Source organism: Dactylosporangium sp. NPDC006015 (assembly GCF_040614215.1).
Lineage (GTDB): Bacteria > Actinomycetota > Actinomycetes > Mycobacteriales > Micromonosporaceae > Dactylosporangium > Dactylosporangium maewongense.
Genome location: NZ_JBEXUD010000002.1, coordinates 150,527 through 177,054 on the forward strand (window position 1 = coordinate 150,527; position 26,528 = coordinate 177,054).

Consider the following 26,528-nt stretch of genomic DNA (forward strand, 5'->3'; position numbering starts at 1 on the left):
CCCGCATGGCTCCTGACGGCTGGGAAACGTTCGCTGCACAGCACGAGGTGTGGGGGCGGGTGACCGACGGCGCGGCCCACCGTGACCGCTCGGTGACGCTCGTGCGCCAGCTCGCCGCGGCGCGCAGACGGTCCGCGGCCGCACTGCCCGACGACCCGTGGCAGGACGGCGACTTCGCGCTGCGCATGTCGGAGCAGGTGAAGAGCCTCGTCGGCTTCCTGCCGGAGGGCGAGCGGCTCAGCGGCGCCGAGGCGGCACTGCTGGTGACGACCCCGTTCCTGCACGACGCGCTGTGGGCCGGCATCGCCGCCGCCGAGCGCGGGGTGCACCCGGGCGACCTCGAGCCGTCCCAGGACGCGTCCAGCGACCGGGCCGCGTTCGAGCGGTTCTCCCAGACCTACGCGCAGCCGCACCGCCGCGCCCTCGCCGCGATCCGCGCGGGCCGGCGGGAGGCGGCCGCGGAGCTCGGCTGGTGGCTGCTGCACCGGTGGATCGGCCGGCGGCCCGCCGCGTACCAGCCGGCGACGATCGAGGCGCTCATCAGGGGGCCGGAGGGCCAGACGCAGGACCTGGCGGGCGCGCTGGACGACGAGCCGCAGAAGCGCCTGGCGGAGCTGCTGCGGGCGATCCGCGCCGACCCGGCGTTCCTCAACCGGCACGACCGGCCCGAGGCGCTGGTCTCGCAGGACCGGCACGGCACGCGGGAGCGGCTGGTCGCGTTCCTGCTGACGATCGCCCGCTGGCTGGCGATCGAGGCGACGGTCCTGCCGGAGGTCATCGGCGAGCACCTCGGCATCGGCGACCCGGTCACGCCGGGCCAGGTGATCGAGACGGTGCACGCGGCCCGCTGGGACCTGCGCGGCGCGACGCTGGTGCTCGCCGCCGACTGCGCCCACCCCTCGATCGAGGTGGCGCTGCGCGTCCACATCGAGACGCTCAACCAGCTGCTCGCCGAGGCCCAGCGGGCGGCGGCCCGGGACGACTCCCTGGCCGCGCTGCGGCACCTGCCCAACCGGGCCGCGACCGACGAGGTGCGCCCGGCGGTCGTCGGCGGTGTCCCGGCCTACCAGTCCGCGGGCGTGCGGTTCCGGCTCGCCGAGGACCGGGTGCGGGAGCTGCTGATGGGCGAGCAGCTCTACGGCGACCCTGCCCTGGCGATCCGGGAGCTGTACCAGAACGCCCTCGACGCGTGCCGCTACCGGGAGGCGCGCACCGAGTTCCTGGCCCGCACCACCGCCGCGGCCCCCGACGCGTGGAGCGGCCGGATCCGCTTCGAGCAGGGCGTCGACGAGTCCGGCCGGCCGTTCCTGGACTGCGTGGACAACGGCATCGGCATGGGCGTCCGCGAGCTGAGCGAGGTGTTCTCGCAGGCCGGCGTGCGGCTGGCGGACCTGCCGGAGTTCCTCGAGGAGCAGGCCGAGTGGGCCCGGCTCGACCCGCCGGTGCAGCTGTTCCCCAACAGCCGGTTCGGCATCGGCGTGCTCAGCTACTTCATGCTCGCCGACGAGCTGACCGTCGAGACCTGCCGGATGGGCCGCGACGGGCAGGCCGGCGAGCGGCTGCGGGTGTCGATCGCGGGGCCGGGCAGCCTGTTCCGCATCCAGGACCTGGGGCCGGGCACCGACTCGGGCACGACGGTGCGGCTGCACCTGCGCGACGGCGTGACCGTCGCGTCGGTGGAGGAGCTGCGCAAGCTGCTGTGGGTGGCCGAGTTCGGCACCGACGCGACCGACGGCGTCGAGACCCAGCAGTGGGCGCCCGGGGAGCTGTCGGAGGCGGCGACCGCCCTCGACGACGAGGACGAGGACGAGGAGGGCGTCGGCGTCGGCGTGGTCGCGGCCGAGGGGTCGCGGGTGTGGTGGTGCAAGGGCACCGGCGCGCTGCTCGCCGACGGCCTCTACGCCGGCAAGGAGATCTTCGGCGCGGTGGTCAACCTGAACCGGGACCTCGCGCCGCGGCTGTCGGTCGACCGGACGAAGATCCTGGCGTACCGCGAGGACGACGTCGACCGGCTGCTGTGGGAGGCGGTGCCGGCCCTGACCGCGCCGGGCACGACGCTGCTCGGCTACGAGTGGCTGTGCCGCCTGGCGCCGATCCGGCCGCTGGTCGCGGACCTCATCTTCGAGCAGGCGATCGAGCGCGGCCACGGCAGGTGGGACATGGACGGCGAGACCGTCGACGCGTCCGTCACCGGCTGCTTCGTGGCCAACGACGGGCCGGTCGGCGGCCCCGACGAGCTGGTCGAGTGGCGGCTGACCGCCCTCGCCGCCGGCGGGCGCTACCGCAAGGTGCTCAAGCCGGGCGCGGACTGGAAGCGGGCGCTGCGCTCCCGGCCGTCGGACGCGCTGCTGCTCAGCGTCGACGTCGACGGCACCGGCCCCTGGCTGGACCCGGTCGACATCGTGCCGCTGGTGCACCTGGTGCGGGCGGCGCGCAAGACCGGGCGGAGCGCGCCGGAGATCGCGGCCCGGCTCGACCAGCTGGGCTACGAGCCGTCGGTGGGCGCCGCGCAGGTGGGTGTCGACCCCGACGACCTGGTGTTCACCAGCCGCGACGTCGACGGGACCCGTCCCTGGATGCACCCGGACCAGCCGGTGCATCTCGTACACCTGCTGCGGGCGGCACACAAGACGGGCCGTCCCATCCAGGAGATCGTCGCGAGGCTGCGGCAGCTGGGCTTCGACGTGGACGTCGACGTGGACATGCTGCCGATCGAGCAGTTCGGCCCGAAGGACCTGACGATCGCCAGCCGGGACCTCGACGGCTCGCACCCGTGGCTCGACCCGCGGGAGCCGGTGACGCGGCTGCACATACTGCGCGCCGCGCACAAGGTCGACCTGCCGGCCGACGAGACCGCGGCGCGGCTGGCGCTGCTCGGCTACCCGCTGGAGCCCGGCTGGGAGGCGCTGACCGTCGAGCCCGACGACCTGGTGCTCATCTCCCGCGACCTGGACAGCACGTCACCGTGGCTGGACCTGCACGAGGAGGTGGCGCCGGTGCACGTGCTGCGCGCCGCCGAGCGGACCGGCCGGCCGGTGGCGGAGGTGGTGGCGCGGCTGCGCGCCTTCGGGTTCACGCTCGGGGGCAACCTCGACGCCCTGGAGACCGTGAAGCTGGAGCCGGAGGACCTGCAGCTGGCCAGCCGCGACCTGGACAGCTCGCAGCCGTGGCTGGACCCGGCGCGGCCGGTGCCGCTGATCCACCTGCTGCGCGCGACGGAGGCGACCGGCCGCGACGTCGCCGACGTGGCCACCAGGCTCGCCGCCGTCGGGTACCGCGTCGACGTCGACCCGGACGCGATCCTGATCGACCACCTGGAGCCCGACGACCTGACGATCACCAGCGAGGACCTCGACGGCTCGGACCCGTGGCTGGACCCGATGAAGCCGGTCCCGACGATCCGCATCCTGCGGGCGGCGCAGCGGACCCGGCGCAGCGTGCACGACATCGCGGCCCGGCTGACGTTCCTCGGCTACGCGGTGAGCCTGCACGGCGCGGGCCCGTCGCTGGACCAGGTGGAGCCCGACGACCTGCTGATCACCAGCCGGGACCTGGACGGCTCGCAGCCGTGGCTTGACCTCGACGAGCAGGTGCCGCTGCCGCACCTGCTGCAGGCGGCCCGCCGGGTGCGCCGGCCGGTGCACGAGATCGCGGCGCGGCTGGAGACGCTGGGCTACAACGTCGACGTCGACCTCAGCAGCATCCAGGTCGACTCGGTGAAGCCCAACGACCTCCTCCTCGCCAGCACCGACCTGGACGGCTCCCGCCCGTGGCTGGACGCGAGCCAGCCGGTGCCGCTCAACCATCTCCTCGCCGCGGCGCAGAAGATCCGCAAGCCGATCGAGGACGTGTCGAGCCGCCTGCGCGCGCTGGGTTACTCGGTGCCGGACGTCGACTCCAGGCTTCCGCGGCTGCGCCCCGGCGGCGTGTAGGGGCGGCCACGGCCCGGGGCGGGTTCTACGTGCCGGCTTCCGCGTGCAGCGCCGGGAGGAGTTCGGACCGCGACCAGGTCAGGAACTCCTCCTGGTTGCCGCCGCCGATCTGGACCAGCGCGACGTGGGTGAAGCCGGCGTCGACGTACTTGCGGACCGCCGCGACATGCCGGTCCACGTCGGGGCCGCACGGCACGGCCGCGGCGACGTCGTCCTCCGTCACGAACGCGGCGGCGTCGTCGAACGCGCGCTGGTCCGGCAGCTCGGCGAGGACCGGCCACTGCAGGCCGAACCAGCGCCACTGGTCCAGGGCCCGCTTGCGGCACTCCGACTCGTCGGGCCCGTAGCAGAGCGCGACCTGCCCGTAGGCGGGCCGGCCCGGCAGCCGCAGCGACGCGTCGGGCGTGACGGCGACGGTGCCGTCGAGCGGCTCCGCCAGGTGCATCGACCCGTCGCCGGAGACGGCCAGGACGACCGGCACGCCCTCGTCGGGGCGGTCCCACAGCCGCGCCTCGGGCACGTCGAAGTACGTGCCGCCGTGGTGCACGGTCTCGCCGGCCAGCAGCGGCCTGATGATCTCGATGGCCTCGGCGAGCATCTCGTGCCGCTGGGTGCGGTGCGGCCACGCGCCGGCGATGTGCTCGTTGAGGTTCTCCCCCGAGCCGAGGCCGAGCGTGAAGCGGCCCTGTGACATCGCGCCGACCGTCGCCGCCTGCTGGGCCACGACCGCGGGGTGGTAGCGGCGGGTCGGGCAGGTCACCATGGTCATCAGTTCGAGGTTCTGGGTGGCGTACGCCGCGGCGCCGAGCACCGACCAGGCGAACGGCGAGTGCCCCTGCTCGACGAGCCACGGGTTGAAGTGGTCCGAGACGGCCGCGAAGTCGTACCCTGCCTCCTCCGCGCGCACCGCGTCGTCGACGAGTTCGCTGGGCCCGGTCTGCTCACACATCAGTGTGTAACCGAAGTTGACCATGGCCTCCGGATACCCCGTGTGGCGAGCGTTACGCGCCCAACCATCATTCTTGGAGAATGCCCAGCACATGGGCGAGAATCAATCGATGTCTCCCTATCTACAGGTGATCCGGCACCCTGTGCTCAACCGGGTCCTGCCGGGGCTGCTGCTCTCGGCCCTGGGTGACGGCATGAGTGCGGTCGCCGTCGGGTGGCTGGCGCTGCAGCTGGCGCCCGCGGACGCGCGGGGACTGTGGGTCGGGCTCGCCGTCGCCGCGTTCACGCTGCCCGGCGCCGTCGGCACGGTCGTGTTCGCGCCGCTGCTGCGCAACCGCGGCGCTGCGCTGCTCGTCGCGTGGGACGGCGCCCTGCGGGCGGCGCTGCTGGGCACCGTCGCGCTGCTGTCCACCTGCGGCGGGCTGTCGATCGGCCGGTACGTGACGCTGCTCGCCCTGTCCGCGCTGCTGTCGGCGTGGGGCTCGGCCGGGCGGTACACCGTGATCGCGCAGGTCCTGCCGGCCCCGCTGCACCTGCCGGCGAACGCGCTGCTCACCGCCATCGTGGAGGCCTCGACGGTGGCCGGGCCGGCGATCGCCGGGCTGCTGATCGCCTTCCTCGGCGCGCCGACGGTCCTCGCGGTCGACGCCGCCACGTTCGCCGTCCTGGCCGTGTCGTTCCTGCAGATCAAGGCCGACACGCCGGGCGCCGAGGCGGCCGGTCGGACGGCGGACGGACGCAGCGAGGGCTTCGCGGCGATCCGGCGGGATCCCCGCCTGCGCGGGCCGATGGTGCTGACGTTCTGGTTCTTCCTGCTGTTCGGCCCGCTGCCGGTCGCGATGCCGCTGTTCGTGTCCTCCGTGGACGAGATCGGGCTGGTGTACATGGCGTTCGGCGTCGGCGCGGTCATCGGCGCCGTCGTCACCGGCCACCTGCGGCGGCTGGCGCTGTGGCCGGTCATGATCGGCGTGGTGATCGCCTTCGGCCTGCTGCTCATGCCGCTCGGCCTCCCGCTCCCGTTGTGGGGACACATGATCGCGCTCGGGCTGGCCGGGCTCGTGTGGGCGCCGTACCCGACGACCAGCATGTCCCTGGTCCAGCGCACGGTGCCGGCCGGGCGGCTGCCGCCGGTGCTGGCGGCCCGCGGGGCGGTGCTCGTCGTGGCCACGCCCCTCGGCACGCTGCTGGGCGCCCCGCTGGTGCAGGCCGTCGGGGCACCGGCCACGTTCGCCGCCTGCGGCGCGGCGACCACGGCGGTGGGCCTGCTCGCGCTCGCCACGCTGCTGCGGGGGCGGCGGTTACGCGACGTCGTCCAGCACGTTGCGGTAGGAGCACAGCCGCCGGGTGTACTCGCGGAGCACGTCGATCGCCTCGTCGAGGTCCTCGGTCAGCACGTCGGGCAGGTCGATGAGCAGCCGCCGGCCGTCGACCGTGCCGTAGCCGCTGACCTCGAACGCGCCCTCCCGCACCCATAGGTCGACGCCGAGGTCGACGGTGGTCCGGTCATACCGCAGCACCACGCCGACCAGGGCGAACGGCGCCTCACCGGGTCCGATGCGACCGATCAGCTCCCAGTGCATGGGGCCGTGCGTGGCGGCGACCTGCTGCCCGTACCGCTGGAAATCCTCACAGGCGTCGTTGAGCGCACCGAGCAGTGTGGCGGCCCCACCCGACCTCGCGTCCATGATCATCCTCCTGCTGCGCGATAGGCGGCGCCCACCCCGGTCGGGGTGGTGCCGTTGCTGTAGAGACCGGTGTCGCCCGCTTTCGAGCTGTACAGGATGAACCAGGCATACCGTTCGACGAACGACAGTCCTTCGAGCATCGCCGTGGAGCTCTTCACGAAGCTGACCTGCTGGTCCACGGTCGGGTAGACGGTGCCGTTCTCGAACCGCATCAGCGCGTACTCGGTCAGCCAGATGGGCAGCTTGTACCGGTTGTACACGTTCTGCAGGTAGCGCTTGAGCTGGTTCGGCGCGTCCGGTCCGAAGTCGCCGCCGTACCAGTGCAGCGTGATGAAGTCGACCCGGTAGCCGCGCTGCTTCGCCCCGCTCATGAAGCGGTCGAGCCAGCCGCCGGGGGTGTCGCCGCCGTACGCGACGGACGGGCTGCCGAGCCGCAGGCCGGACGCCTGCAGCTTCGGCCACAGGTCGAGGACCTGCTCGGGGCTCATGTTCGACTGCTCTTTGAGGTCGGGCTCGTTGAACCCGAGCAGCACCTTGCCGTTCTGCTTGGCCTTGGCGACGTCGGCGTCGACGTTCGCGGTGCCCCACACCATCGGCACGAACTCGACGCCGCTGGTCGCGCCGAAGCTCGGCGCCGGCGACCAGTTGTAGTACCAGCCGGCCTTCATGTCCTTGACGGCCGCCTGGTTGAAGTTGACCTTGCCGTTGGTGCTGATGCCCTTCTTCGGGCTCTTCACCGCCGGCGGCAGCGCTTGTTTCGAGGGGGTCGCGCTCGACGGTGGAGCGCTGCTCGGACTTTGTACGGCGGGGCTCGCGCTCTGGCTCTGCTGTGCGGACGGCGACTCCCCCGGCTGGGACACGACCGCGGGCTTCTGCTCGCCGCTGGTGGCCACGTAGACGGCGCCGGCCGCCCCCGCGATCGCGACGGTCGCGGCGACGCCCGCCAGGGCCGGCTTCGCGGCGCCGAACCAGCCCAGGATCAGCCCCTTGATCCCTTTGACGCCGATCGCCCCGGTCGCCAGGGCGCCGGTCTTCGCCGCCGCCGCGCTGAACACGAACGGGACCGGCACCAGCGAGATCCCGGCGAGGAGGCGCTCCGCGGCGACCATGTCGGTCCACGCCCGGTCGCACCGCTGGCACTCGCGGGTGTGGCGGGCCAGCCGCTTGCGCCACAGCGCGCTCGGCCGCCCGTCCCAGCTGGTCACGATCGCCTGCAGCTCCGGGCAGCGGGGCCGCACGGCGAGTGCGCGCACGACCGCGCGGGCCGCGTCGAGCTGTGCCTTCATCCGCTGGATCCGCACCGCCGCGTGCTGCCTGGTGATGTGCAGCGCCTCGACGACCTCGTCGCGCTCCAGCTGCCCGGCGGCCTCCAGCCACCACAGCGACAGCAGCTCCCGGTCGTCGTGGTCGAGCCACCGGGTCGCCTCGGCGACCTCCTGGCGCTGCCCCGACAGGCGCAGCCTGGTGATCGCGAGGTCGGCGAAGTCGGCGCCCGGGTCCGCGGTGTCGGTCGGGTCGGCCCAGTCACCGACCAGCGGCGCCTGCGTCTGCTTCCGGTGCCGGTCCCTGACCTGGTGCATCGCGATGGCGACGGCCCACGACCGGAAGCTCTCCGGCTCGCGCAGTCGCGGCAGCCCGTCGACGATCCGGAGCATGGTCTCCTGCACCACGTCGTCGACGTCGGCGTGCCCCTGCAACGCCCGCCCGACGATGTTGTAGATCAGCGGCAGGTACTCGGCGACCAGGGCGTCAAGCGCCCGCTGGTCACCGTCCCGCGCCGCGATCACCGTGGCCGTGCCCATCCGCATCCTCCTGTCGAACTATTCAGGAGACGAAGCGGCTCAGGGTCAATAACGCTTTCTCTCCGACTTTTTCCAGGTCACGTTGGGCTTCTTTCCCGCTACGTTCGGTCCCCGTTCGGCTTCACCGGCGCGCTGCCTTCGCGACCGGCGTGGCGGGTGGGGCAGAATGCAGGATCGTGACGACCTCCATTCAGGCGCGGATCGCCGAAGAGCTCGGTGTCAGGGAGCGGCAGGTGGCCGCCGCGGTCGAGCTGCTCGACGGCGGCGCGACCGTGCCCTTCATCGCCCGGTATCGCAAAGAAGCGACCGAGATGCTCGACGACACCCAGCTGCGCACCCTGGAGGAGCGGCTGCGCTACCTCCGGGAGATGGAGGAGCGCCGGACGGCGATCATCGAGTCGATCCGCACCCAGGGCAAGCTCGACGACGCCCTGCTGGCGCAGATCATGGCCGCGGACTCCAAGGCCCGGCTCGAGGACATCTACCTGCCGTACAAGCCGAAGCGGCGGACCAAGGCGATGATCGCCCGCGAGGCCGGCCTGGAGCCGCTCGCCGACGGGCTGCTCGCCGACCCCACCGTCGAGCCGCTCGCCGCCGCCGCGGTCTTCGTCGACGCCGACAAGGGCGTCGCCGACGCCGCCGCGGCCCTCGACGGGGCGCGGGCGATCCTGGTCGAGCGCTTCTCCGAGGACGCCGACCTCATCGGCTCGCTGCGCGAGACGATGTGGGGGCAGGGCCGCCTCGTGTCGAAGATGCGCGACGGCAAGGAGGCCGACGGGGCGAAGTTCTCCGACTACTTCGACTTCAGCGAGCCCTTCACCAAGCTGCCCTCGCACCGCATCCTCGCCATGTTCCGCGGCGAGAAGGAGGAGATGCTGGACCTGGTGCTGGAGCCCACCCAGGATCCCGATCTCCCGTCGCTGTACGAGCCGACGATCGCCTCGAAGTTCGGCATCCGCGACGAGGGCCGGGCCGGCGACAAGTGGCTCAACGACACGGTCCGCTGGGCCTGGCGCACCCGCATCCTCGTCCACCTCGGGATCGACCTGCGGATGCGGCTGTGGCAGGCGGCCGAGGAGGAGGCGGTCCGGGTCTTCGCCGCCAACCTCCGCGACCTGCTGCTCGCCGCGCCGGCCGGCACCCGCGCCACGATGGGCCTCGACCCGGGCTTCCGCACCGGCGTGAAGGTCGCCGTCGTCGACGCCACCGGCAAGGTCGTCGACACGCACACGATCTACCCGCACGTGCCGCAGAACAAGTGGAACGAGTCGCTCGCGATCCTCGCCGCCCTCTGCCAGAAGCACGACGTCCAGCTGATCTCGATCGGCAACGGCACCGCCTCCCGCGAGACCGACAAGCTCGCCGCCGACCTGGTCAAGCAGTTCCCGCAGCTCAACGTCACCAAGGTGATGGTCTCCGAGGCCGGCGCGTCGGTGTATTCGGCGTCGGCCTTCGCCGCGCAGGAGCTGCCCGGCATGGACGTGTCGCTGCGCGGCGCTGTCTCCATCGCCCGCCGCCTGCAGGACCCCCTCGCCGAGCTGGTGAAGATCGACCCCAAGTCCATCGGCGTCGGGCAGTACCAGCACGACCTGTCCGAGTCGAAGCTGTCCCGCTCCCTCGACGCGGTGGTCGAGGACTGCGTCAACGGCGTCGGCGTCGACGTCAACACGGCCTCCGCGCCCCTGCTGACCCGCGTCTCGGGCATCGGCGGCAGCCTGGCCGACGCGATCGTCGCGCACCGCGACGCGAACGGGCCCTTCCGCTCCCGCAAGTCCCTCAAGGACGTGGCCCGGCTCGGCCCGAAGGCGTTCGAGCAGTGCGCGGGCTTCCTGCGCATCCCCGACGGCGACGACCCCCTGGACTCCTCCAGCGTCCACCCCGAGGCGTATCCGGTGGTCCGCCGCATCCTGGCCGCGACCGGCACCGACATGAAGGCCCTCATCGGCAACGGCACGGCCCTGGCCCGGTTGAAGCCGGCCGACTTCGTCGACGACACCTTCGGCCTGCCGACCGTCACCGACATCCTCAAGGAGCTGGAGAAGCCGGGCCGCGACCCCCGCCCCGCCTTCAAGACCGCCACCTTCGCCGACGGCGTCGAGAAGATCTCCGACCTCACCCCCGGCATGCTGCTGGAAGGCGTGGTCACCAACGTGGCGGCGTTCGGCGCCTTCGTCGACGTCGGCGTCCACCAGGACGGCCTGGTCCACGTGTCGGCCCTGTCCTACACGTTCGTGAAGGACCCCCGCGAGGTCGTCAAGCCCGGCGACATCGTGCGCGTCAAGGTCCTCGACGTCGACATCCCCCGCAAGCGCATCTCCCTCACCCTGCGCCTCGACGACGAGGCCCAGCAGTCCGGCGCCCCCGGCGGCGGCCCTTCCGGCGGCCAGCGCGGCGCGGGAGCACCCGGCGGCCGCGGCGGCCAGGGCGGCGGCGGTCCCCGCAGCTCGGGCGGCGGCCGCGGCTCGGGCGGCGCGGGCACCGGCGGCGGCCAGCGCGGCGGCGGCTCGGGCGGCGCCGGTGGGTCCGGTGGGTCCGGCGGCCAGCGTGGCGGCTCGGGCGGCCGCGGCGGCGACTCCCGCGGTGGCGGTGGCGGTCGCCAGCGCGACGGTGGCGGCCTGCAGAACAGCGCCCTCGCCGACGCACTCCGCCGGGCGGGCCTCGACAAGGGCCTCGACGGCCTCAACAAGAAGTAGCGATCCCCGCGACGGCCCGGGAGCATGATTTCCCTGCTCCCGGGCCGTTCCGCACCCACTCACCGGACGCGGGTCGCGAACCGCCGCGTCCGTCGGTGGCCTGGATCGCGCGACGTCTATGTAGCGACGGTCAGCGGAGGCGCCAGATGGTGGTGCGCATCGCGCACTGGTCTTCGAGCTTGACGCGGACCGGGACCTCGTACGTGGCGAGCGCCTCGAACAGGCGGGTGGGCAGGTAGCCGCGGCCGGGGTCGCCGACCAGGACCTCCGCGCCGCTGCGGCGCAGGAAGCCGAGGACCCGCTCGGCCACGGGGCCGCTGTAGAAGACGTCGCCGGCGACGATGACCTCGGCGTCGACCGGGACGGACGAGGTGACGATGTCGACGCCGTTGGCCCGGGCGTTGCGGGCACAGGCCGCCAGGGCCGCCGGGTCGGTGTCGACTGCGGTGACCGTGCAGGCGCCGGCGCGGGCCGCGGCGATGCCGACCAGCCCCGAGCCGGCGCCCAGGTCCATGACGCTGCGGCCGGCCACGTACAGCGGCTGATCCAGCAGGAAGCGACCCAGCGCCATCCCGCCGGGCCACGCGAACGACCAGAACGGCGGGGGCTCCTCGCTGCGGTACGAACCCCCGGTGGCGTCGAACAGGCCCGCGTCCTCGTCGGCAAGGTCGAGGGTGAGCTCGGGCAGCAGCGGAAGGATCATGCCGCCGCTGCCGGGAAGCGATGGATGTTGGACTCGACCCAGGTCCGCAGGTGCGCGAGCGGCGCGCACGCGTCCCGGCCGAGCGGGGTCAGCTCGTACTCGACCCGCAGCGGCACCTCGGCGAACACCTTCCGGGTGATCAACCCGTGCTCCTCCAACTTGCGCAGGGTGACGGTGAGGACCTTCGGGCTGATGCCCTGCAGTCGGGTCCGTAGGCTACCGAAACGCCGCGGCCCGTCTTCCAGCGCGCCGAGGGCGAGCGCGCTCCACTTGTTGGCGAGCAGGTCGAGCATGTCGCGGCACGGGCAGCAGGCCGCATAGACGTCGTCGGGCACGCGGCCAACAGTACCCAATGGAAACTCATCACCCTTGCGGGTAACTAGGGCGCTCTGGATAGCGTCGGCGGCATGAGTACGAACATGCCGGCCGTGATCAGCACGGCGGACGGCCTCAGGGACGTCGAACTGCCAGTGCCCGCACCCGGCCCGCGGGACCTGCTCGTGCGGGTGAAAGCGGTCTCGGTCAACCCGGTCGACCACAAGGTCCGTAAGGGCGGCGGGGACAGGGTGCTCGGCTGGGACGCGGCCGGGGTGGTCGTGGCCGTGGGCGGCGAGGTGACGCTCTTCGCGCCGGGCGACGAGGTGTACTACGCGGGCAGCATCGACCGTCCCGGCACCAACTCCGCGCTGCACCTGGTCGACGAGCGGATCGTGGGGCGCAAGCCGCGCTCGCTGGACTTCGCGTCGGCGGCCGCGCTGCCGCTGACGACGATCACGGCGTGGGAGACGCTGTTCGACCGGTTCCGCCTCTCGGAACAGTCGACGGGCACGCTGCTGGTGCTCGGCGCGGCGGGCGGGGTCGGCTCGATGATGATCCAGCTGGCGCGGGCCTTGACCGGCCTGACCGTGATCGGCACCGCGTCCCGCGCCGAGTCGCGTGACTGGGCGCTTTCGCTCGGCGCGCACGACGTCGTGCACCACGACGACCTCCCGGCGGAGGTGGACTACATCTTCTCGCCGAGCACGGGCCGGCCCGGCCTGATCGAGCGCTTCGCCGAGATCCTGCGGCCCGGCGGGGCGATCACCGCGATCGACGAGCCTGCGGGACTGGACCTGCTGCCGCTCAAGGCGAAGAGCATCAGCTTCCACTGGGAGCTGATGTTCACCCGGCCGCTGTTCCAGACCCCGGACATGATCGCCCAGCACAAGCTGCTGGACCGGGTCGCCGCGCTCGTCGACGCCGGCACCATCCGCTCCACGCTGACGACCCGGCTGGACGGCCTGAACGCGGCGTCGCTCACACGTGCCCACGAAATGGTTGAAGACGGACATATGGTCGGCAAGGTGGTGGTGGCTGAGCCGCTAGAGTGATGGCATCTCCCCATCCCCCGTGGGAAGGATCATCGTGGACTGGCCACCGTTCCTTGAGTTCAGCGTGCCCGCCGCGCTGGCCGTCTGGGCCGCCGCGGTGGCGGTGACCCTTTGGCGCTCCCGCCCCCGGCTGCCCGAGCCCGGGCCGGCGCGCACCGACCTGCCGGGACAGGAGCCGCCGGCGGTGGTCAGCCTGATGGTCAACCGGTGGCGCTCCGACGAGGACGCGATCGACAGCACGCTGCTCGACCTGGCCGCGCGGGGCTTTCTGGAGCTGCGCGAGACCGGCTCCCCGGCCGCCGGCGAGCCGGCGCAGACGACGGCCCGCCTGCGCAAGGGCGACGGCCGGAGCCTGACGCCGTACGAGCAGCAGATCCTCGACCGGGTCCACCACCTGTCGGTCAACGGGGAGACGACCCTGACCAGCCTGGCGTTCGACAGCTGGACAGAGGCCCGTAGGTGGCGCCGCACCTTCTACCGCGCCGTGGTCGCCGAGGCCCGCACGCGCGGCCTCTGCACCCCCCGCCTGGCCCCGAAGACCCGCCGCGCCCTGCTCCTCGGCGCGATCCTGCCCGCGCTCCTGATGTTCATCACCTGGTGGTGGGTGGACAGCGAGCTCAGCGCCAAGGTCCCCGACCAGGTCACCGGCGCGATCATCGGCGCCGCCGCGGTCTACCTGGCGCAGTACTTCGTGGTCGACTTCAACTGGGCCGACCAGACCACCCCCGAGGGCGTGGCCGCGACGGAGAGCTGGCTCGGCCTGCGCGAACACCTGACAACCGTCGAGGGCGTGGCCGACCTGGCCCCGGCCGACGTCGCTTCCTGGGGCCGCGAGATGGCGTACGCCTCAGCCCTGGGCGTCCTGTCCGCAGACGACGCCCTGGTCCGCCTCACCCCCGGCGCCCGCTCACGCTGACCCCTCCAGAACCGCGACCGATCTTCCCGCAGCCCGACTGATCTCCTGAAGCCCCGGAGCCCCGCTCGCGCCGACCCCCTCCCGGAGCCTGGCTGTTCCCGGAGCCCGCTCGCGCTGACCGGGCACAGTCGGGTTGCCCTCTTCCACGGACGCCCTAGCGCCAGCGCCGTGACCAGCGGATTCGAGGACGCGGCGTCCCGCCGTCGTCACAGACGCCCCCACCCCGGCACCACAAACAACGGCCGCGACGTCTTGCCCCTTTCATGGACGCCCCACTCGGCACCGCAAGCGCGGCCGCGACGTCTTGCTCCATCACGGACGCCCCACCCCGGCACCGCAACCGCGGCCACGACGTCTTGCTCTATCACGGCCGCCCTAGCCCCGGGCGCCGCGACCAGCGGCGCGTGCACACAGCGTCTCCGCCCTCGCAACGGACATCGCCACGCCGGCACCGCGAATTACCACGCCGGCACCGCGAATTTGGCCGCGAGTCCACAGCGTTTGGCCCCCTTCGCGGGAGCCGCGTTGGCAACCACGGATGGCCGCAGTGGCACCGCAACCAGCGGCCCAGGAACGTGGCGCCCGCTCTGTTCACCCCGGAGGTCCCGCACCGCGCTGCCCTGGATCTCGGCAGGCCCAAGGCTCTCGATGCCGCCCCGCTCGCGCTGGCACCCGGAGCCACACTCGCGCGGAGCCCACTCGCGCTGACACCCGAAGCCGTCGGCACTGACCGGGAGCGAATCCAAGCCATCCGCGCCGACCAGGCGCGATGCCTTCCCCCTTCACGGACGTCCTCGCGCCGGCGACGCGAAACAGCGGACCGGCCCGTGCCCGCCCCGCGCCGGGCTCCCAGCCCTGGCCGGCGAACCGTGGACGCGGCGTCCGGCATTCTCACAGACGGCTGCCTCACAGACGGCTGCGCTGGCGACGTGACCAGCGGCCCGTCGACAACGCGTCCCGCTCCCTCCACGCCGGGGCCGCGCTCTCATCCCAGGAGACCCGCTCTCATCCCCAGGAGACCACCATCCCAGGAGACCACCATCGCCCTCCAGGGCCCGCTCTCACCCAGGGCCCGCTCGCCTCATCCAGAGCCCGCTCACGGAGCCCGTTCTCACCCGGAACCCCCCGCTCGCGTCGCGCTGGACGGGCGTGAAGTCCCGCGCGCCCTCCCGAACCGGCACTCGCGCTGGCGGCGCGAACCGTCCTACCCCTCACCAACCCCCTCGCGGGCGGCGCGGAATGGCGGGTTGTGCTGACGGCGTGGCGGACGGTGCCACGACAAGGGGTCTCGAGCGCGCCCCACCGCTGGCAGATCGTGAAGGCACCGGCGGCGGCGTCCTGCATACCTACGCTACACCGCACGAAAAAATTGATCATTCAATCGTGGGCGGGGCGTCACCTTCTGTAGTGGGAGGTGGGGTCAGGTGGCGTTGCCGCGCAGGAGCATGGTGAGGAACTCGGCGTTGGACTGGGTCTTGGCGAGGCGGTCCAGCAGTTGTTCGGTCGCGCCGCCGTTGGCTGCGGCCAGGGCCTTGCGCAGGCGGGAGACGGCCAGCAGCTCGTCGGGGTGCAGGATGACGTCGTCGCGGCGGGTGCTGGAGGCGTCGATGTCGATCGCGGGGAAGACGCGGCGGTCGGCGAGCTTGCGGTCGAGCTTGAGCTCGGCGTTGCCGGTGCCCTTGAACTCCTCGAAGATGACCGTGTCGCCGGTGGAGCCGGTCTCGACCAGCGCGGACGCGATGATCGTGAGGGACCCGCCGTTCTCGATGTTGCGGGCGGCGCCCAGCAGGCGCTTCGGCGGGTAGAGCGCGTTGGCGTCGATGCCGCCGGTGAGGATGCGGCCGGAGGCGGGGGCGGAGTTGTTGTAGGCGCGCCCGAGCCGGGTGATCGAGTCGAGCAGGAGGACCACGTCGTGGCCCAGCTCGACGAGGCGCTTGGCGCGCTCGGCGGCGAGCTCGGCGATGCCGGTGTGTTCCGACGGCGGCCGGTCGAACGTCGAGGCGATGACCTCGCCCTGCACGGACCGCTGCATCTCGGTGACCTCTTCGGGCCGCTCGTCGATGAGCAGGACCATGAGGTGGACCTCGGGGTTGTTGTGCGCGATCGCGTTGGCGATCGACTGCAGGACCATCGTCTTGCCGGCCTTGGGCGGCGACACGATGAGCGCGCGCTGGCCCTTGCCGATCGGCATGACCAGGTCGATGAGCCGGTTGGTGAGCTGCCGCGGTCCGGTCTCCAGCCGCAGCCGCTCCTGCGGGAAGAGCGCGGTCAGCTTGCTGAACTCGGGCCGGCTGCGGGCCCATTCGGGGTCGTTGCCGTGCACGGTGTCGAGCCTGGTGAGCGTCGAGCCGTTGGCGCTGCCGGTGATCGCGTCGCCGTGGCGCAGCCCGTACCGGCGGACCATCGCCGCCGGGATGGCGACGTCGTCGGGGCCGGGGCTGTAGCTGTCGACCCTCAGGATCATCTTGTCGCGGACGATGTCGGCGATGCCGGCGACGTCCCGGGCCTCACCCGACTCGGGCGGCTGGGGCTGACCTCCGGGCCGGCTGTGGTCCCGGTTGCGCTGTGCCGCTCTGGTACGGCGAGGCTTCGTTGCGTGACTTTGCTTGGCGGATCGATCCAACACTTCGGTTGGGGCCATGGGCGTCCTCCTCGGGACTGGCGTGTGAGGTGGCTTGTGTCCCTGAGAACACTGGCCGAAACGCGTGTGACCTTGGCTTCCTGCGAGAGGGCGTGACACGCGTCTGAGAAAGGTGGTCCCCGGGCGACAGACTGCCGACTTCCGCGGGACTCGCTTGACCGTAGCTCGTCAAGCCCTCCAGAGCAAGTATCTGTCCGTAGTCGACACGCTACCTTCCGGCAACCGTACGGCGGACCAAGCCGCACCATCCCGGCGAAACGCTGTTTGCAGTCGGGAAGCACAGCAGCCGGGGGGATGACATGAACAGCACGTTTGACACGGTCCGCGCCGAGGCCCTCTTCGCCTCCGCCCTGCAGGCCTCGCAGGAGCCGTCGCCGGTCCAGATCCGCTCCGCGGTCACCTCCACGCTGCGCCGGTTCGGCATCAAGGGCTGCGCCGCCCGCGTCGCCGGCGAGTTCGGCGAGTACCCGGAGACCGCGGCCGCCCGCATGAACTGGGCGCTGAACATGATCGACGCCGCCTACCAGGAGCTGGCCGGCCGCGAGTTCGCATACGCCGGCTGACCTGCGGCGCGTTTCCGATCTCCGCTGTGCGGTAACACTGCGATTGTGGACCTGCGCCTGACCGTCGACCTGCCACGCGATCTTGATCGCATGAACACTCTCAGGCACGTGCTGGACGGCGCGCTCGCCGGTCTCGGCGTCGGCGAGCAGACACGCGCCGACATCGGCCTGATCGTCTCCGAGACCTGGGCCAACGTGATCAGTCACGTACGGGTGGGCGTCGCCTTCCAGGTCCGCGCTACTGTCAATGAGAAGGCGTGCGTGATCGAAGTCACGTCTCCGCCGGATGCCCCTGACGCGTTTTTGCCATCGCAACCGTCTCTCCAGGTCGTCTCGAGCCTGGCCGACACGGTCGACGTCGGCGGCGACGGCCTGCTGCTCAGGGTGGTGAAGCAACTGTGACCGCATTCGCCGCACTGGTCTCTCCCGCCGGCGAGGGCGCGGTCCTCGTGACCGCCACCGGCGAGCTCGACATGACGAGCGCCCCCACCCTCATCGAGTCGCTGCGCGACGCCATCCGTGCGTACGCGCCTTCCCGGGTCGATCTCGACCTCACCGGCGTGCCGTTCATGGACTCGACCGGCATTCAGGTCCTCGTCGCCGCCCAGGCGGACATCGACGGGGAACTGCGCATCATCGGCACCAGCCCCGCCGTCCACCGGTTGCTAGAGCTCACCGGGCTGCTGGAGACGTTCGGCCTAACCGTTTAGCAACCGAACTCGGAACATCCCGGCACCCGGTCAGGAGTTAGCTGGACCACAGCAGGGGAGCAAAGAGCAGGAGGTCACCACCATGGAGTCGACGTTCGAAGCGGTCCGCGCTGAAGCACTCTTCGCCTCCACGCTGCAGATGTCCCAGATTCCGGCGGAGGCTGACGTGCGCGCAGCGGTGACGACCACGCTCCGGCAGATCGGCGTGCAGGGCTGCGTCGCGACGGTCGCCGCGGAGTTCGGTGACCACCCGGAGACCGCCTCGCCCAGGATGAACTGGGCGCTGCGGATGATCCGGCAGGCGTACGCCCACTCGTGCACTCCCGAGGTCTTCGCCCGCCCGACCGCGCTGGCCTGAAAATTTCTTCCCGTCGCGGCGCCCCGGAAGCGCCGCGGCGGCCTCCAGGAACCGCCCCGGCGGCGGCTACGGACCACCCAGCGGCGTCCAGGAACCGCCGCGGCCGCGCACGAACCGCCGGCCGCAGGCGTCCAGGAACCGCCGCAGCCGTCCACGGACCGCCGCGGGTGTCCAGGAACCGCAAAGCCCCCGCCGGACGCACCGGACGGGGGCTTGCATACTCCTTCGGCCGTGAAGCGGGTCTCGGCCTACGACTAAGGGTGTGTCAGACCGGACGGATGTTGTCGGCCTGCGGACCCTTCTGGCCCTGAGTGATCTCGAACTCGACCTTCTGACCCTCGGTCAGCTCGCGGTAGCCGGTGGCCTGGATCGCCGAGTAGTGCGCGAACACATCGGGTCCACCGTTGTCCTGCGAGATGAAGCCGTAGCCCTTCTCCGAGTTGAACCACTTCACCGTGCCTGATGCCACGTGTAACTCCTTAGCGACGACACCCCGACCCGCACCTCACGGATCAATGTTGAATCAGGTGCACGCCACGGGTGAGACGGTAGCTTGCGCGCTACGAAAACGCAGCCCCGGTATCGGCATACGGACCGGATCCACTACCGAATCGAAATGCACAACCATTCCTTCCATACACACAGAGTATTGATGGACTCAACAGCCAGTGACAACACGGCCTCTCCACACCTCGTGGGAGCGCTCATCTCGCATTTGGCGCATCGCTCTAGTACAGTCGGGCTCGGTCACCTCGTCCGAACGGACGATTTAGGGCTCCCGTCCAGCAGCGGCGGACCGGCCCTCAGGCTGACCTCGCAGGTCTTGCACCGGCACTCAAACAACGGGTGTCGAGAGCGATTCCCGACCGGCGCCGGCTCCAGTGCGCTCAGCGCCTGCCCCGGCACGGTGACGCAACCCCTTCCCGCACGGCTATGACGACCGTGCCGTCACCGCTGTTCCGGTCAAACGCCCCCGAAAGGTCATCCCGATGACGATCTCTGTCTCCAGCACCGCTGCCGTGTCCGCGCCGTCCGTCCCCGCCTCCCGGGACGTCAGCCGCGCCATCGCCAAGAGCCACGAGACCCCGACCGAGAGCAGCAGCACGCGGGCCAACGACGCCCAGGCCAAGGCCCTGCTGTCGCTGCTCGGCGACCTGCCCGCCGGCGCCGACCGCGACCGCGTCCGGGCTCGCCTCATCGAGCTGTACATCCCTCTCGCCGAGTACCTGGCCCGGCGCTTCCGCAACCGCGGCGAGCAGTTCGACGACCTCGTCCAGGTCGCCAACCTGGGCCTGATCAAGTCGGTCGACGGCTACGACCCGGGCCGCGGTGCCGCCTTCACCAGCTACGCCATCCCGATGATCGTCGGCGAGCTCAAGCGCCACTTCCGTGACAAGGGCTGGGACGTCCGGGTGCCCCGCCGCCTGCAGGAGCTGCGCCTGGAGATCTCGAAGGTCTCCGGCGACCTCGCCCAGGACCTGGGCCGCTCCCCCACGGTCGCGGACCTCGCCGCCCGCCTCAACGTCAGCGAGGAGGAGATCATCGAGGGCCTGGACTGCGGGCAGGCGTACCGCGCGCTGTCGCTGGACGCCCCCGCCGGCGACAGCACGGACGCCGGCGCCAACGGCCTCGGCGACCTGCTCGGCGGCGAGGACCCCGACATGGTCAACGTCGAGAACCGCGAGGCCCTGCGCCCCATCCTGGCCAAACTGCCCGAGCGCGAGCAGAAGATCATCGCGATGCGGTTCCACGGCAATCTGACCCAGTCGCAGATCGCCGCCCAGCTCGGAATCTCCCAGATGCACGTGTCCCGCCTTCTTGCGGGCGCGCTGCGCACCCTCCGGTCCGAGCTGACCGCGCTCGCCGAGTAACCGTCACCGTCCGCAAGCGTCTGCGGCCCGGAGGAATGCAATGTCGCATCCTCCGGGCCGTTCGCGCTGCACAGACGCCGGTCAATGCCCCACAATGCCGGAATTGGACCGAAAAACGGGATCGGACGCTGAATGCGCCGCGACCGCTCGCAACGAACCCCGTCGCCCCGGCCGCTCTCCGGACCCGACTTCTCCGAGGGCTTCGACGGTCCCGGGGCCGGGACGACCGCGACGGACAGCCCAGCGCGCCGATGCGGTCCACCCCGAACGGATCAGGCCCGGGACGACCGCGACGGACACCCGGCCCGCCGATGCGGTCCACCCCGAACGGATCAGGCCCGGGGCGACCGCGACGGACAGGTCCGGCGCGCCGATGCGGTCCGCTGGGAGCGGATCAGGCCCGGGACGTGTCGTGACCGCTCTCGGCCTACGGCGCAGGATCAGCCGACGCCGCGGGGGCGGCCGACTGTGCGGGCTCGGTCGGGGCGGATGACGGGGCCTGGACCGGGACGATCGCGGGGGCCTCGGCGGTGCGCCTGGAGCGGACCTCGCCGGCGAGCAGGACGAGCCAGATCGCGCCGTTGGTGCCGCCGATGACCCAGTCCTCGGTCATGATCGTCGGTACGGCGGCGGCCGCGGCCACGGTGAACCAGGTCGCGGGGTGGCGGACGCCGGGGCGGCGCAGGACGACCGCCTGCCAGAGCCCGCGCAGGGCGTGCCAGAGCAGCAGCGCCACGCCGATGAGGAAGCCGATCGCGCCGAGGACGCCGCCGCGGCGGAAGGCGCCGACCGCGGCGTTGTCGGTGTTCAGGTCGCGGCGCGGGCCTTCCTTGGGGGCGCCGTCGTCGACCCGGTGCACGACGGCCCGCGAGGTGCGGGCATCGCCGAAGGTCTTCTCGGCCCAGCCGGCGTGCTCCCAGTCGACCCAGACCTGGCGCCACGTGTCGGTGCGCCCGCTGGTGACGTCGTTGCCGCCGTCGGTGAACCGGTCGCGGAACAGGAAGTCGCTGCCGCCGCCGATGGTGAAGACGGCCACCAGCACCAGGAACGGCATCGCGACCGCCACCAGCGCGGGCCGCCCCCAGCGGTCGAGGTCGCCGTCCTGCCCGCCGGCCGTGGTCTCGCTCCGGCGCTGCTCAGAAGGCTGGGAACCGGCGGCGTGGCCGGTCCGGCCACCAAGGCTCTTCCGGCCCGTCCAGTGGCGGAGCAGTACAACTGCCGCGAACGCACACGCGGCGGCTGTGGCGAACACGAATCCGGTGCGGGAGTCACTGATCGAGAGGACCAGGGCGGCGACGGCCGCGACGCCGACGCGCTGCCAGGCGGCGAACGCCCGGTCGAACCCGACCCGCACGGCGGCGATCACCACGAGGCCGGCGAGGGAGTTCGGGTGGTAGAAGAGGCCGGAGCCGCCCCAGAAGCGGTTGCGCATCATGCGGGCCGAGGCGCTGTCGGGGATGGCGTGCAGCTCGTCGAAGAGGCTGCCGGCGCCGAAGTAGAGCAGCGCGCCGATGCCGACGAGGATCGCCGCGGCCATGCCGATGCTGAGGTCGCGGTGCCGGTCGCCGGCGGAGTCGCCGGCCGAGTCGCCGGCCGAGTCGCCGGCGCGGTCCCGCCGGGTCGTGGCGACGACGGCCAGGACCGCGAGGGTGAAGACGCCGAGGTACGCCAGCCGCTGCGCCGCCACGGTCAGGTGGCCGGCGCGCAGGACGAACAGGGCGCCCAGCACGCCGAAGACCCAGTAGGACAGGCCGAGCCAGGCGCCGCCGAGGCCCGGCAGCTCCCGCAGGGTGCGCAGCCACGGCCGGCCCCAGACGGCGAAGACGACGACCTCGACGAACAGCACGGCCCAGATGACGATCGGGTGGTGGGTGGACGTCCAGGTGAGGACGCCGGCGAGCGTGAAGAGCCCGCCGGTGACCGCGCCGCGCAGCGTGATGCCGCGCAGGCTGGCCGCGAGGCCGATGACGCCGAGCGCGATGACCGCGGCGGCGAAGGCCTCCGCCGATTCGCTGACGCTGCCGGTGCGGCCGTGCTCCAGGATCGCCGCGAGGACCGCCAGGACGACGGCGACGGCGCCCGCGGGGATCGCGGTGCGCCTGCTCATCGGGCGCTGGCCTGCAGCTGCTTCTTGCCCTTGCGCCGGCTGCGGCTCAGGAAGAAGTCGCGCACGACCCGCCGCGGCCCGGCGGGGACCAGCCAGACCTGCAGGAAGGTCACGTAGTCGGTCATGCTGGGCTTGCCGTGCCGGCGGGCCTCGCCGAGCAGGTCGAAGAAGACCCGCGGGCTGCGGCTGGCGGCGGCCATCGAGCCGACGACGCTCATCGCGAGCGCCGCGTAGGCGCGGGGCGTGACCCGCGGGCGGGTCTCGCGCAGCCAGACCAGCGACTGCTTCCACGGTGCGTCGAAGCTGATCCTGGGGCGGTTCTCGTCGGCGTACCAGATGACGAGGGGCTCCTCGGCGTAGATCAGGTCGACGCCTTCCTCCTGCAGGCTGCGCAGCGTCCAGTCGAGCTCCTGCAGGCGGCGCAGCCCGTCGGCGAACGGCACCTTCCGCAGCAGCGCCGTCGGCGCCATGATCGTGGAGGTCTGGATGAACCCGTCGCCGTGGAAGAGCCCGTGCCGCACGGCCAGGTATTCGCTGATCGGCTCGCCGGGCGCCGGGACGCGGCGCGGCATGATCAGCTCGGCGCGCGGCGTGCGCATGTAGAGGCGGCTGCCCACGATCGGCAGCGGCACCCCGGACGCCTTCGCCCGGGACAGCTGGGTTTCCAGCTTCTCCGGGAGCCACTCGTCGTCGTCGTCGAGGAACGCGACCCACTCGGCGGCGGCGACGTCGACGCCGTGGTTGCGCGCTGCGGGCGCCCCACCGGACGTCTCCCGCTCGACCCAGCGGACCCGCTCGTCGCCGATCTCGCGAAGGGCTGCGACTGTCGCGGCGTCGGGTCCGTCGATGATGACGACGACCTCGATCTCCCGCAGCGTCTGGTCCAGTGCGCTGCGCACGGCCCGGACCACCAGCTCGGGCCTGTTGCGCGTCGGAATGACGACGCTCACCACGGGTGTTTGCACGATGACCAATCCGTCTCGGCGATCCTTAAGGGTTCGCTGGCGTAGCGTACACGAGCTGCACTTTTGTCGGATACTTCGCGGCGAGCGCGCGCGCTGCCTCGATGTTCGACGGTGCCGCCGGATCACCGAAGGCTACCGGCAGCGGCTGTCCGGCCCGCACCGCGGGGCGGCTCGGGTGATCCGTATCCACAACGAGCAGGCTGGCCGCCGGGTCGTGCAGGAAGAACCGGACCGGCACCGGGCTGTCGGCGACGAGACGGTCGAGGTCGGCCATCGTGCCGCCCTTGCCGCCGGGGTACAGCAGTCCGGACCATCCCGGGAAGTTCCGGTACTGGCCCTGCAGGGCGGCGGCACCGAGCGTGCCGGACCAGTTACGCCAGGGCGTGCTCATGAGGTTGACGTTCATCGCGCCGCCGCCGTCGGGGAACATCCTGGCGATCAGCAGCGCGTCGCGGGCCGCCTCCGGGGAGCCACGGTCCTTGCCGAGCGCCAGCTTCACGCCCGGCGCGACCGGCGTCGTGTGCCACTTGCCGCCGGCGACCACCATGAGCAGCACGACGGGCACGGCGACGGCGGCGGTGGCCTTGAAGCGGAGCCTGGCGAGCCCGCCGAGGGTGCACAGCGCGACGACGATCAGCAGGTGCAGGAGCTTGTCGAAGTAGTAGACCGTCCTGCCGAGGGTGGCCAGCTGGTACGCGCCGAGCCCGGCCGCCATCAGCCCGGCGGTGGCGAGCGCGAACCCGGCGGCGCGCAACCGCGGGCTGCGCAGCGCCAGGACGCCGATCGCGGCGAGCACCACGAGCAGCGCCGTGGCGGGCCGGTCGACGACCCGGGCGGTGCCGTTGAGCAGCAGCTGGCCGCCGCTGGAGGCGCGTGCCGCGGTCAGCGGGCCGATCGCGGCGAGCCCGGCGACCGCGACCGCGACCAGCCACGCCCACCAGAACCGCCACAGCCGGGCGCGGACGGCCCACAGGGCGGCGACGATCCCCGCGTAGGGCAGGAACAGCGAGTAGGTGAACGAGACGCCGACCAGCAGCAGCGCGACCGTCGCGGTCTGCTCGCCGCGGCGGGTCAGGGGGCGGGCGACGACCGCGGTGAGGACGGCGGCGCAGGTGAGGCCGGCGAGCTCGTTGGGGTAGCCGCGGGACAGGACGGTCACCGGGTCGCCGAGGACCAGCCAGGCGGCGGCGAGCGCGAGGACCGGCAGCAGGCGGGCGGGGCTCGTGCCCGGGCCGGCGATGCGGCGGGCGGCCCACAGCACGGCGAGGGCGAGCAGCAGGTACGTGCCGACGAGCAGCCACACCATGACGTCGACGGCGGTCGCGGGCGCGGCGTTGTGCCCCGACGAGCGCACGAAGCGGTCCAGGACGGCGTAGCTGAAGTGCAGGCCCTGGGGGTAGTTGGCGATGCCGGTCAGCTCGGCGTCGGGCACGAACGGGCGCAGTGCCTCCGGCCGCATGAACAGGTAGCCGCCGGTGCGGCCGATGACGTCGAACAGCAGGTAGTGGCGGGCGATGTCCTCGCCGGCGAGCGGGAGGCCGAGGCGGCCGCCGAGGTCGCGGACGACGTAGGGGACGAGGGCCACCAGCGACACCGCGGCGACGGCCACGGCGAGGAGTGCGTCTTTGCGCATCGGGGGCATTTCGGGCACCCGGCCCGTGGCCGCCGCGATCAGTACCAACACCGACAGCGCAATGCCGGCGATCAATGTCGGATGCAGGTGGCCGGGCCACAGCGTGATCGCGATCCCGAAGACGCAGGCCGCGCCGAACAGCTGGCTCCCGGCCGTCACGACCCGGTCCAGCAGGCTCGTCGTGCCCCGCTGGATCGCCACGGCGCCCGCCAGGACCAGCACCGGAAGCACGAAGTCCAGATGCAGCTGGTGGGTCGCGAGCGGGACGAGCCAGGCGAGCGCCAGCGCCACCACCGTTTTGCGGATCACCAACACGCTCCGTATCGATCGGGGGCACCGGCGATGCAACGTCGCCGACGGGAGGTGACGATATCGCGTCGTCCAGGTACGGTGCAGAAGGCTTCCGGGGCCGGCCTTCATAACGGAAGGTGATTGCCGAATACGGGGAGTGGCGGGGAGTTGACGAAGGGCGTGGCGCGGCGGAAGGGTCGCGGCCGGCGGGATCCACTGTGGGCGCGGATCCTCGTGATCGCCGGTGCGCTCCTGATGATCGTCTCGGGCGCGACGTTCGTGCTCAAGGACGCCGTCTTCGGCTATGCGACCCGCAGCGTCAACAAGGAAGACCTGCTGCCGTCGGACCAGGGCAAGCACGCTTCGGTCAACGGCGCGAAGAACCTCCTGCTGATCGGCATCGACCCGCGGCCCAACCAGGACCCGACGGAGCCGATCCGCTCCGACTCGATCCTGATCCTGCACATCCCGGCCAGCCACGACATGGCGTTCCTGATCTCCATCCCGCGTGACACGTGGGTCGCGATCCCGAAGTACAGCAACGGCAAGCGCACCTACAACGGCGGCAAGTCGAAGATCAACGGCGCGTTCGCCGAGGGCGGCTACGGCCTCACCGGCAAGGACGCGCGCAAGCACGGCACGACGCTGCTCGCCGCCACGATCAAGCAGAACTGGGGCGTCACGTTCGACGCGGCGGCGATCGTCGACTTCGTCGGCTTCCAGGACGTCGTACGTGTCCTGGGCGGCGTCGACATGTACGTCGACCAGCGCACCGTCTCCGTCCACATCGGCCACGACGCCAAGGGCAACACGAAGGTCCCGTTCGAGCAGAAGGACGGCCCCAACGGCGGCACCGTCCTGATCCCGATCAAGGGCGTCACGCCGAAGGTGTACGAGGTGGGCTACCAGCACCTGGCCGCGTGGGAGGCGCTCGACTTCGTCCGCCAGCGCGAGACCCTCCCGAAGAGTGACTACGACCGCCAGCGCCACCAGCAGCAGTTCATCAAGGCGCTGCTGAAGAAGATCGCCAGCAAAGAGGTCATCGGCAACCCGAGCACCCTCAACAAGGTCCTCGAGGTCATCGGCCGCGCCATGACCATCGACACCGGCAGCATCGGCCTCGACGACTGGATCTTCGCGATGCGCAGCATCGACGGCGACCGCATGCTGACCCTGAAGACCAACGACGGCGGCTTCCACGCCTCCCCGGAGAACCCTGGCGCCGAGGCCCTCGACCAGACCACCCTGGACCTGCTGAGCGCCGTGCGCACCAAGACCGTGCCGGCCTTCGTCGCCGCCAACCCGAGCATCGTCAGCTCCAGCAGCTGACCACCGCACCG

At 71.9% G+C, this 26,528-nt stretch carries 20 protein-coding genes; 11 read left to right on the plus strand and 9 right to left on the minus strand.

What is annotated here, in order from left to right; translation table 11 throughout:
* Positions 1-5 precede the first annotated feature (5 nt).
* Complete coding sequence (locus ABZ321_RS03800; RefSeq protein ID WP_354889146.1) at positions 6-3,932, plus strand: hypothetical protein; 3,927 nt, start codon at positions 6-8, stop codon at positions 3,930-3,932.
* Positions 3,933-3,957: 25 nt separating this feature from the next.
* Here ABZ321_RS03800 and ABZ321_RS03805 read toward each other — a convergent pair whose 3' ends face one another.
* Positions 3,958-4,905: a TIGR03557 family F420-dependent LLM class oxidoreductase gene (locus ABZ321_RS03805; RefSeq protein ID WP_344514310.1), complete on the minus strand. Its 948-nt coding sequence runs from the start codon at positions 4,903-4,905 to the stop codon at positions 3,958-3,960.
* An 85-nt stretch (positions 4,906-4,990) separates the two neighbouring features.
* Here ABZ321_RS03805 and ABZ321_RS03810 point away from each other — a divergent pair, with 85 nt between their 5' ends.
* Positions 4,991-6,355: an MFS transporter gene (locus ABZ321_RS03810; protein ID WP_354889148.1), complete on the plus strand. Its 1,365-nt coding sequence runs from the start codon at positions 4,991-4,993 to the stop codon at positions 6,353-6,355.
* Positions 6,356-6,567: 212 nt separating this feature from the next.
* Here ABZ321_RS03810 and ABZ321_RS03815 read toward each other — a convergent pair whose 3' ends face one another.
* On the minus strand, positions 6,568-8,367 hold the full coding sequence (locus ABZ321_RS03815; protein ID WP_344514314.1) for a sigma-70 family RNA polymerase sigma factor: 1,800 nt from the start codon (positions 8,365-8,367) through the stop codon (positions 6,568-6,570).
* A 176-nt stretch (positions 8,368-8,543) separates the two neighbouring features.
* Here ABZ321_RS03815 and ABZ321_RS03820 point away from each other — a divergent pair, with 176 nt between their 5' ends.
* A complete protein-coding gene (locus ABZ321_RS03820; RefSeq protein ID WP_354889150.1) occupies positions 8,544-11,060 on the plus strand; it encodes a Tex family protein in 2,517 nt (838 codons plus the stop codon).
* Positions 11,061-11,190: 130 nt separating this feature from the next.
* Here ABZ321_RS03820 and ABZ321_RS03825 read toward each other — a convergent pair whose 3' ends face one another.
* Positions 11,191-11,763: a 50S ribosomal protein L11 methyltransferase gene (locus ABZ321_RS03825; protein ID WP_344515167.1), complete on the minus strand. Its 573-nt coding sequence runs from the start codon at positions 11,761-11,763 to the stop codon at positions 11,191-11,193.
* Entirely contained in the window at positions 11,760-12,098 is a 339-nt protein-coding gene (locus ABZ321_RS03830) for a helix-turn-helix domain-containing protein (RefSeq protein WP_344515169.1), read from the minus strand. Before ABZ321_RS03830 ends, ABZ321_RS03825 begins: the two co-directional genes overlap by 4 nt.
* Positions 12,099-12,170: 72 nt before the next feature.
* On the opposite strand from ABZ321_RS03830, the gene ABZ321_RS03835 reads away from it, so the two are divergent.
* Together ABZ321_RS03835 and ABZ321_RS03840 are read left to right on the plus strand one after the other, a co-directional pair.
* Positions 12,171-13,133: a zinc-binding alcohol dehydrogenase family protein gene (locus ABZ321_RS03835; RefSeq protein ID WP_354889153.1), complete on the plus strand. Its 963-nt coding sequence runs from the start codon at positions 12,171-12,173 to the stop codon at positions 13,131-13,133.
* A 34-nt stretch (positions 13,134-13,167) separates the two neighbouring features.
* On the plus strand, positions 13,168-14,049 hold the full coding sequence (locus ABZ321_RS03840) for a hypothetical protein (protein ID WP_344515173.1): 882 nt from the start codon (positions 13,168-13,170) through the stop codon (positions 14,047-14,049).
* 1,420 nt (positions 14,050-15,469) lie between these two features.
* Here the strand turns inward: ABZ321_RS03840 and rho are convergent.
* A complete protein-coding gene (gene rho / locus ABZ321_RS03845; RefSeq protein WP_344515175.1) occupies positions 15,470-16,690 on the minus strand; it encodes a transcription termination factor Rho in 1,221 nt (406 codons plus the stop codon).
* A 299-nt stretch (positions 16,691-16,989) separates the two neighbouring features.
* On the opposite strand from rho, the gene ABZ321_RS03850 reads away from it, so the two are divergent.
* The 4 genes from ABZ321_RS03850 (at position 16,990) to ABZ321_RS03865 (ending at position 18,321) form a co-directional block, all read left to right on the plus strand.
* A complete protein-coding gene (locus tag ABZ321_RS03850; RefSeq protein WP_354889155.1) occupies positions 16,990-17,253 on the plus strand; it encodes a hypothetical protein in 264 nt (87 codons plus the stop codon).
* A 45-nt stretch (positions 17,254-17,298) separates the two neighbouring features.
* Positions 17,299-17,655, plus strand: a complete 357-nt coding sequence (locus tag ABZ321_RS03855; protein ID WP_354889157.1) for an ATP-binding protein — start codon at positions 17,299-17,301, stop codon at positions 17,653-17,655.
* Positions 17,652-17,963, plus strand: a complete 312-nt coding sequence (locus ABZ321_RS03860; protein WP_354889159.1) for an STAS domain-containing protein — start codon at positions 17,652-17,654, stop codon at positions 17,961-17,963. Before ABZ321_RS03855 ends, ABZ321_RS03860 begins: the two co-directional genes overlap by 4 nt.
* An 82-nt stretch (positions 17,964-18,045) precedes the next feature.
* Positions 18,046-18,321, plus strand: coding sequence for a hypothetical protein (locus tag ABZ321_RS03865; protein ID WP_354889161.1), 276 nt, complete (start codon positions 18,046-18,048; stop codon positions 18,319-18,321).
* A gap of 265 nt (positions 18,322-18,586) precedes the next feature.
* On the opposite strand, the gene ABZ321_RS03870 is transcribed toward ABZ321_RS03865, so the two are convergent.
* Entirely contained in the window at positions 18,587-18,790 is a 204-nt protein-coding gene (locus ABZ321_RS03870; protein ID WP_033363591.1) for a cold-shock protein, read from the minus strand.
* A gap of 520 nt (positions 18,791-19,310) precedes the next feature.
* Between ABZ321_RS03870 and ABZ321_RS03875 the strand changes: the two genes are divergently transcribed.
* Positions 19,311-20,192: an RNA polymerase sigma factor SigF gene (locus tag ABZ321_RS03875; RefSeq protein WP_344515186.1), complete on the plus strand. Its 882-nt coding sequence runs from the start codon at positions 19,311-19,313 to the stop codon at positions 20,190-20,192.
* A 427-nt stretch (positions 20,193-20,619) separates the two neighbouring features.
* Here ABZ321_RS03875 and ABZ321_RS03880 read toward each other — a convergent pair whose 3' ends face one another.
* From ABZ321_RS03880 to ABZ321_RS03890, 3 genes are read right to left on the minus strand one after another with little or no spacing between them, the layout of a single operon-like run.
* Positions 20,620-22,299: a hypothetical protein gene (locus ABZ321_RS03880; protein WP_354889163.1), complete on the minus strand. Its 1,680-nt coding sequence runs from the start codon at positions 22,297-22,299 to the stop codon at positions 20,620-20,622.
* Complete coding sequence (locus ABZ321_RS03885; protein ID WP_344515190.1) at positions 22,296-23,249, minus strand: glycosyltransferase family 2 protein; 954 nt, start codon at positions 23,247-23,249, stop codon at positions 22,296-22,298. The genes ABZ321_RS03880 and ABZ321_RS03885 overlap by 4 nt, the downstream gene beginning before the upstream one ends.
* 40 nt (positions 23,250-23,289) lie before the next feature.
* Positions 23,290-25,206: a hypothetical protein gene (locus ABZ321_RS03890; protein WP_354889165.1), complete on the minus strand. Its 1,917-nt coding sequence runs from the start codon at positions 25,204-25,206 to the stop codon at positions 23,290-23,292.
* 150 nt (positions 25,207-25,356) lie between these two features.
* On the opposite strand from ABZ321_RS03890, the gene ABZ321_RS03895 reads away from it, so the two are divergent.
* Positions 25,357-26,517 (plus strand): LCP family protein, encoded by a 1,161-nt coding sequence (locus ABZ321_RS03895; RefSeq protein WP_344515194.1) that lies wholly within the window; start codon positions 25,357-25,359, stop codon positions 26,515-26,517.
* The last annotated feature ends 11 nt before the right edge of the window (positions 26,518-26,528 follow it).

Coding starts and splice junctions, on each gene's coding strand:
- ABZ321_RS03810 (WP_354889148.1), top strand. CDS start 4,991: ATGTCTCCCTATCTACAGGTGATCCGGCACCCTGTGCTCAACCGGGTC.
- ABZ321_RS03800 (WP_354889146.1), top strand. CDS start 6: ATGGCTCCTGACGGCTGGGAAACGTTCGCTGCACAGCACGAGGTGTGG.
- rho (WP_344515175.1), bottom strand. CDS start 16,690: ATGGCCCCAACCGAAGTGTTGGATCGATCCGCCAAGCAAAGTCACGCA.
- ABZ321_RS03850 (WP_354889155.1), top strand. CDS start 16,990: ATGAACAGCACGTTTGACACGGTCCGCGCCGAGGCCCTCTTCGCCTCC.
- ABZ321_RS03875 (WP_344515186.1), top strand. CDS start 19,311: ATGACGATCTCTGTCTCCAGCACCGCTGCCGTGTCCGCGCCGTCCGTC.
- ABZ321_RS03865 (WP_354889161.1), top strand. CDS start 18,046: ATGGAGTCGACGTTCGAAGCGGTCCGCGCTGAAGCACTCTTCGCCTCC.
- ABZ321_RS03835 (WP_354889153.1), top strand. CDS start 12,171: ATGAGTACGAACATGCCGGCCGTGATCAGCACGGCGGACGGCCTCAGG.
- ABZ321_RS03805 (WP_344514310.1), bottom strand. CDS start 4,905: ATGGTCAACTTCGGTTACACACTGATGTGTGAGCAGACCGGGCCCAGC.
- ABZ321_RS03815 (WP_344514314.1), bottom strand. CDS start 8,367: ATGGGCACGGCCACGGTGATCGCGGCGCGGGACGGTGACCAGCGGGCG.
- ABZ321_RS03825 (WP_344515167.1), bottom strand. CDS start 11,763: ATGATCCTTCCGCTGCTGCCCGAGCTCACCCTCGACCTTGCCGACGAG.
- ABZ321_RS03880 (WP_354889163.1), bottom strand. CDS start 22,299: ATGAGCAGGCGCACCGCGATCCCCGCGGGCGCCGTCGCCGTCGTCCTG.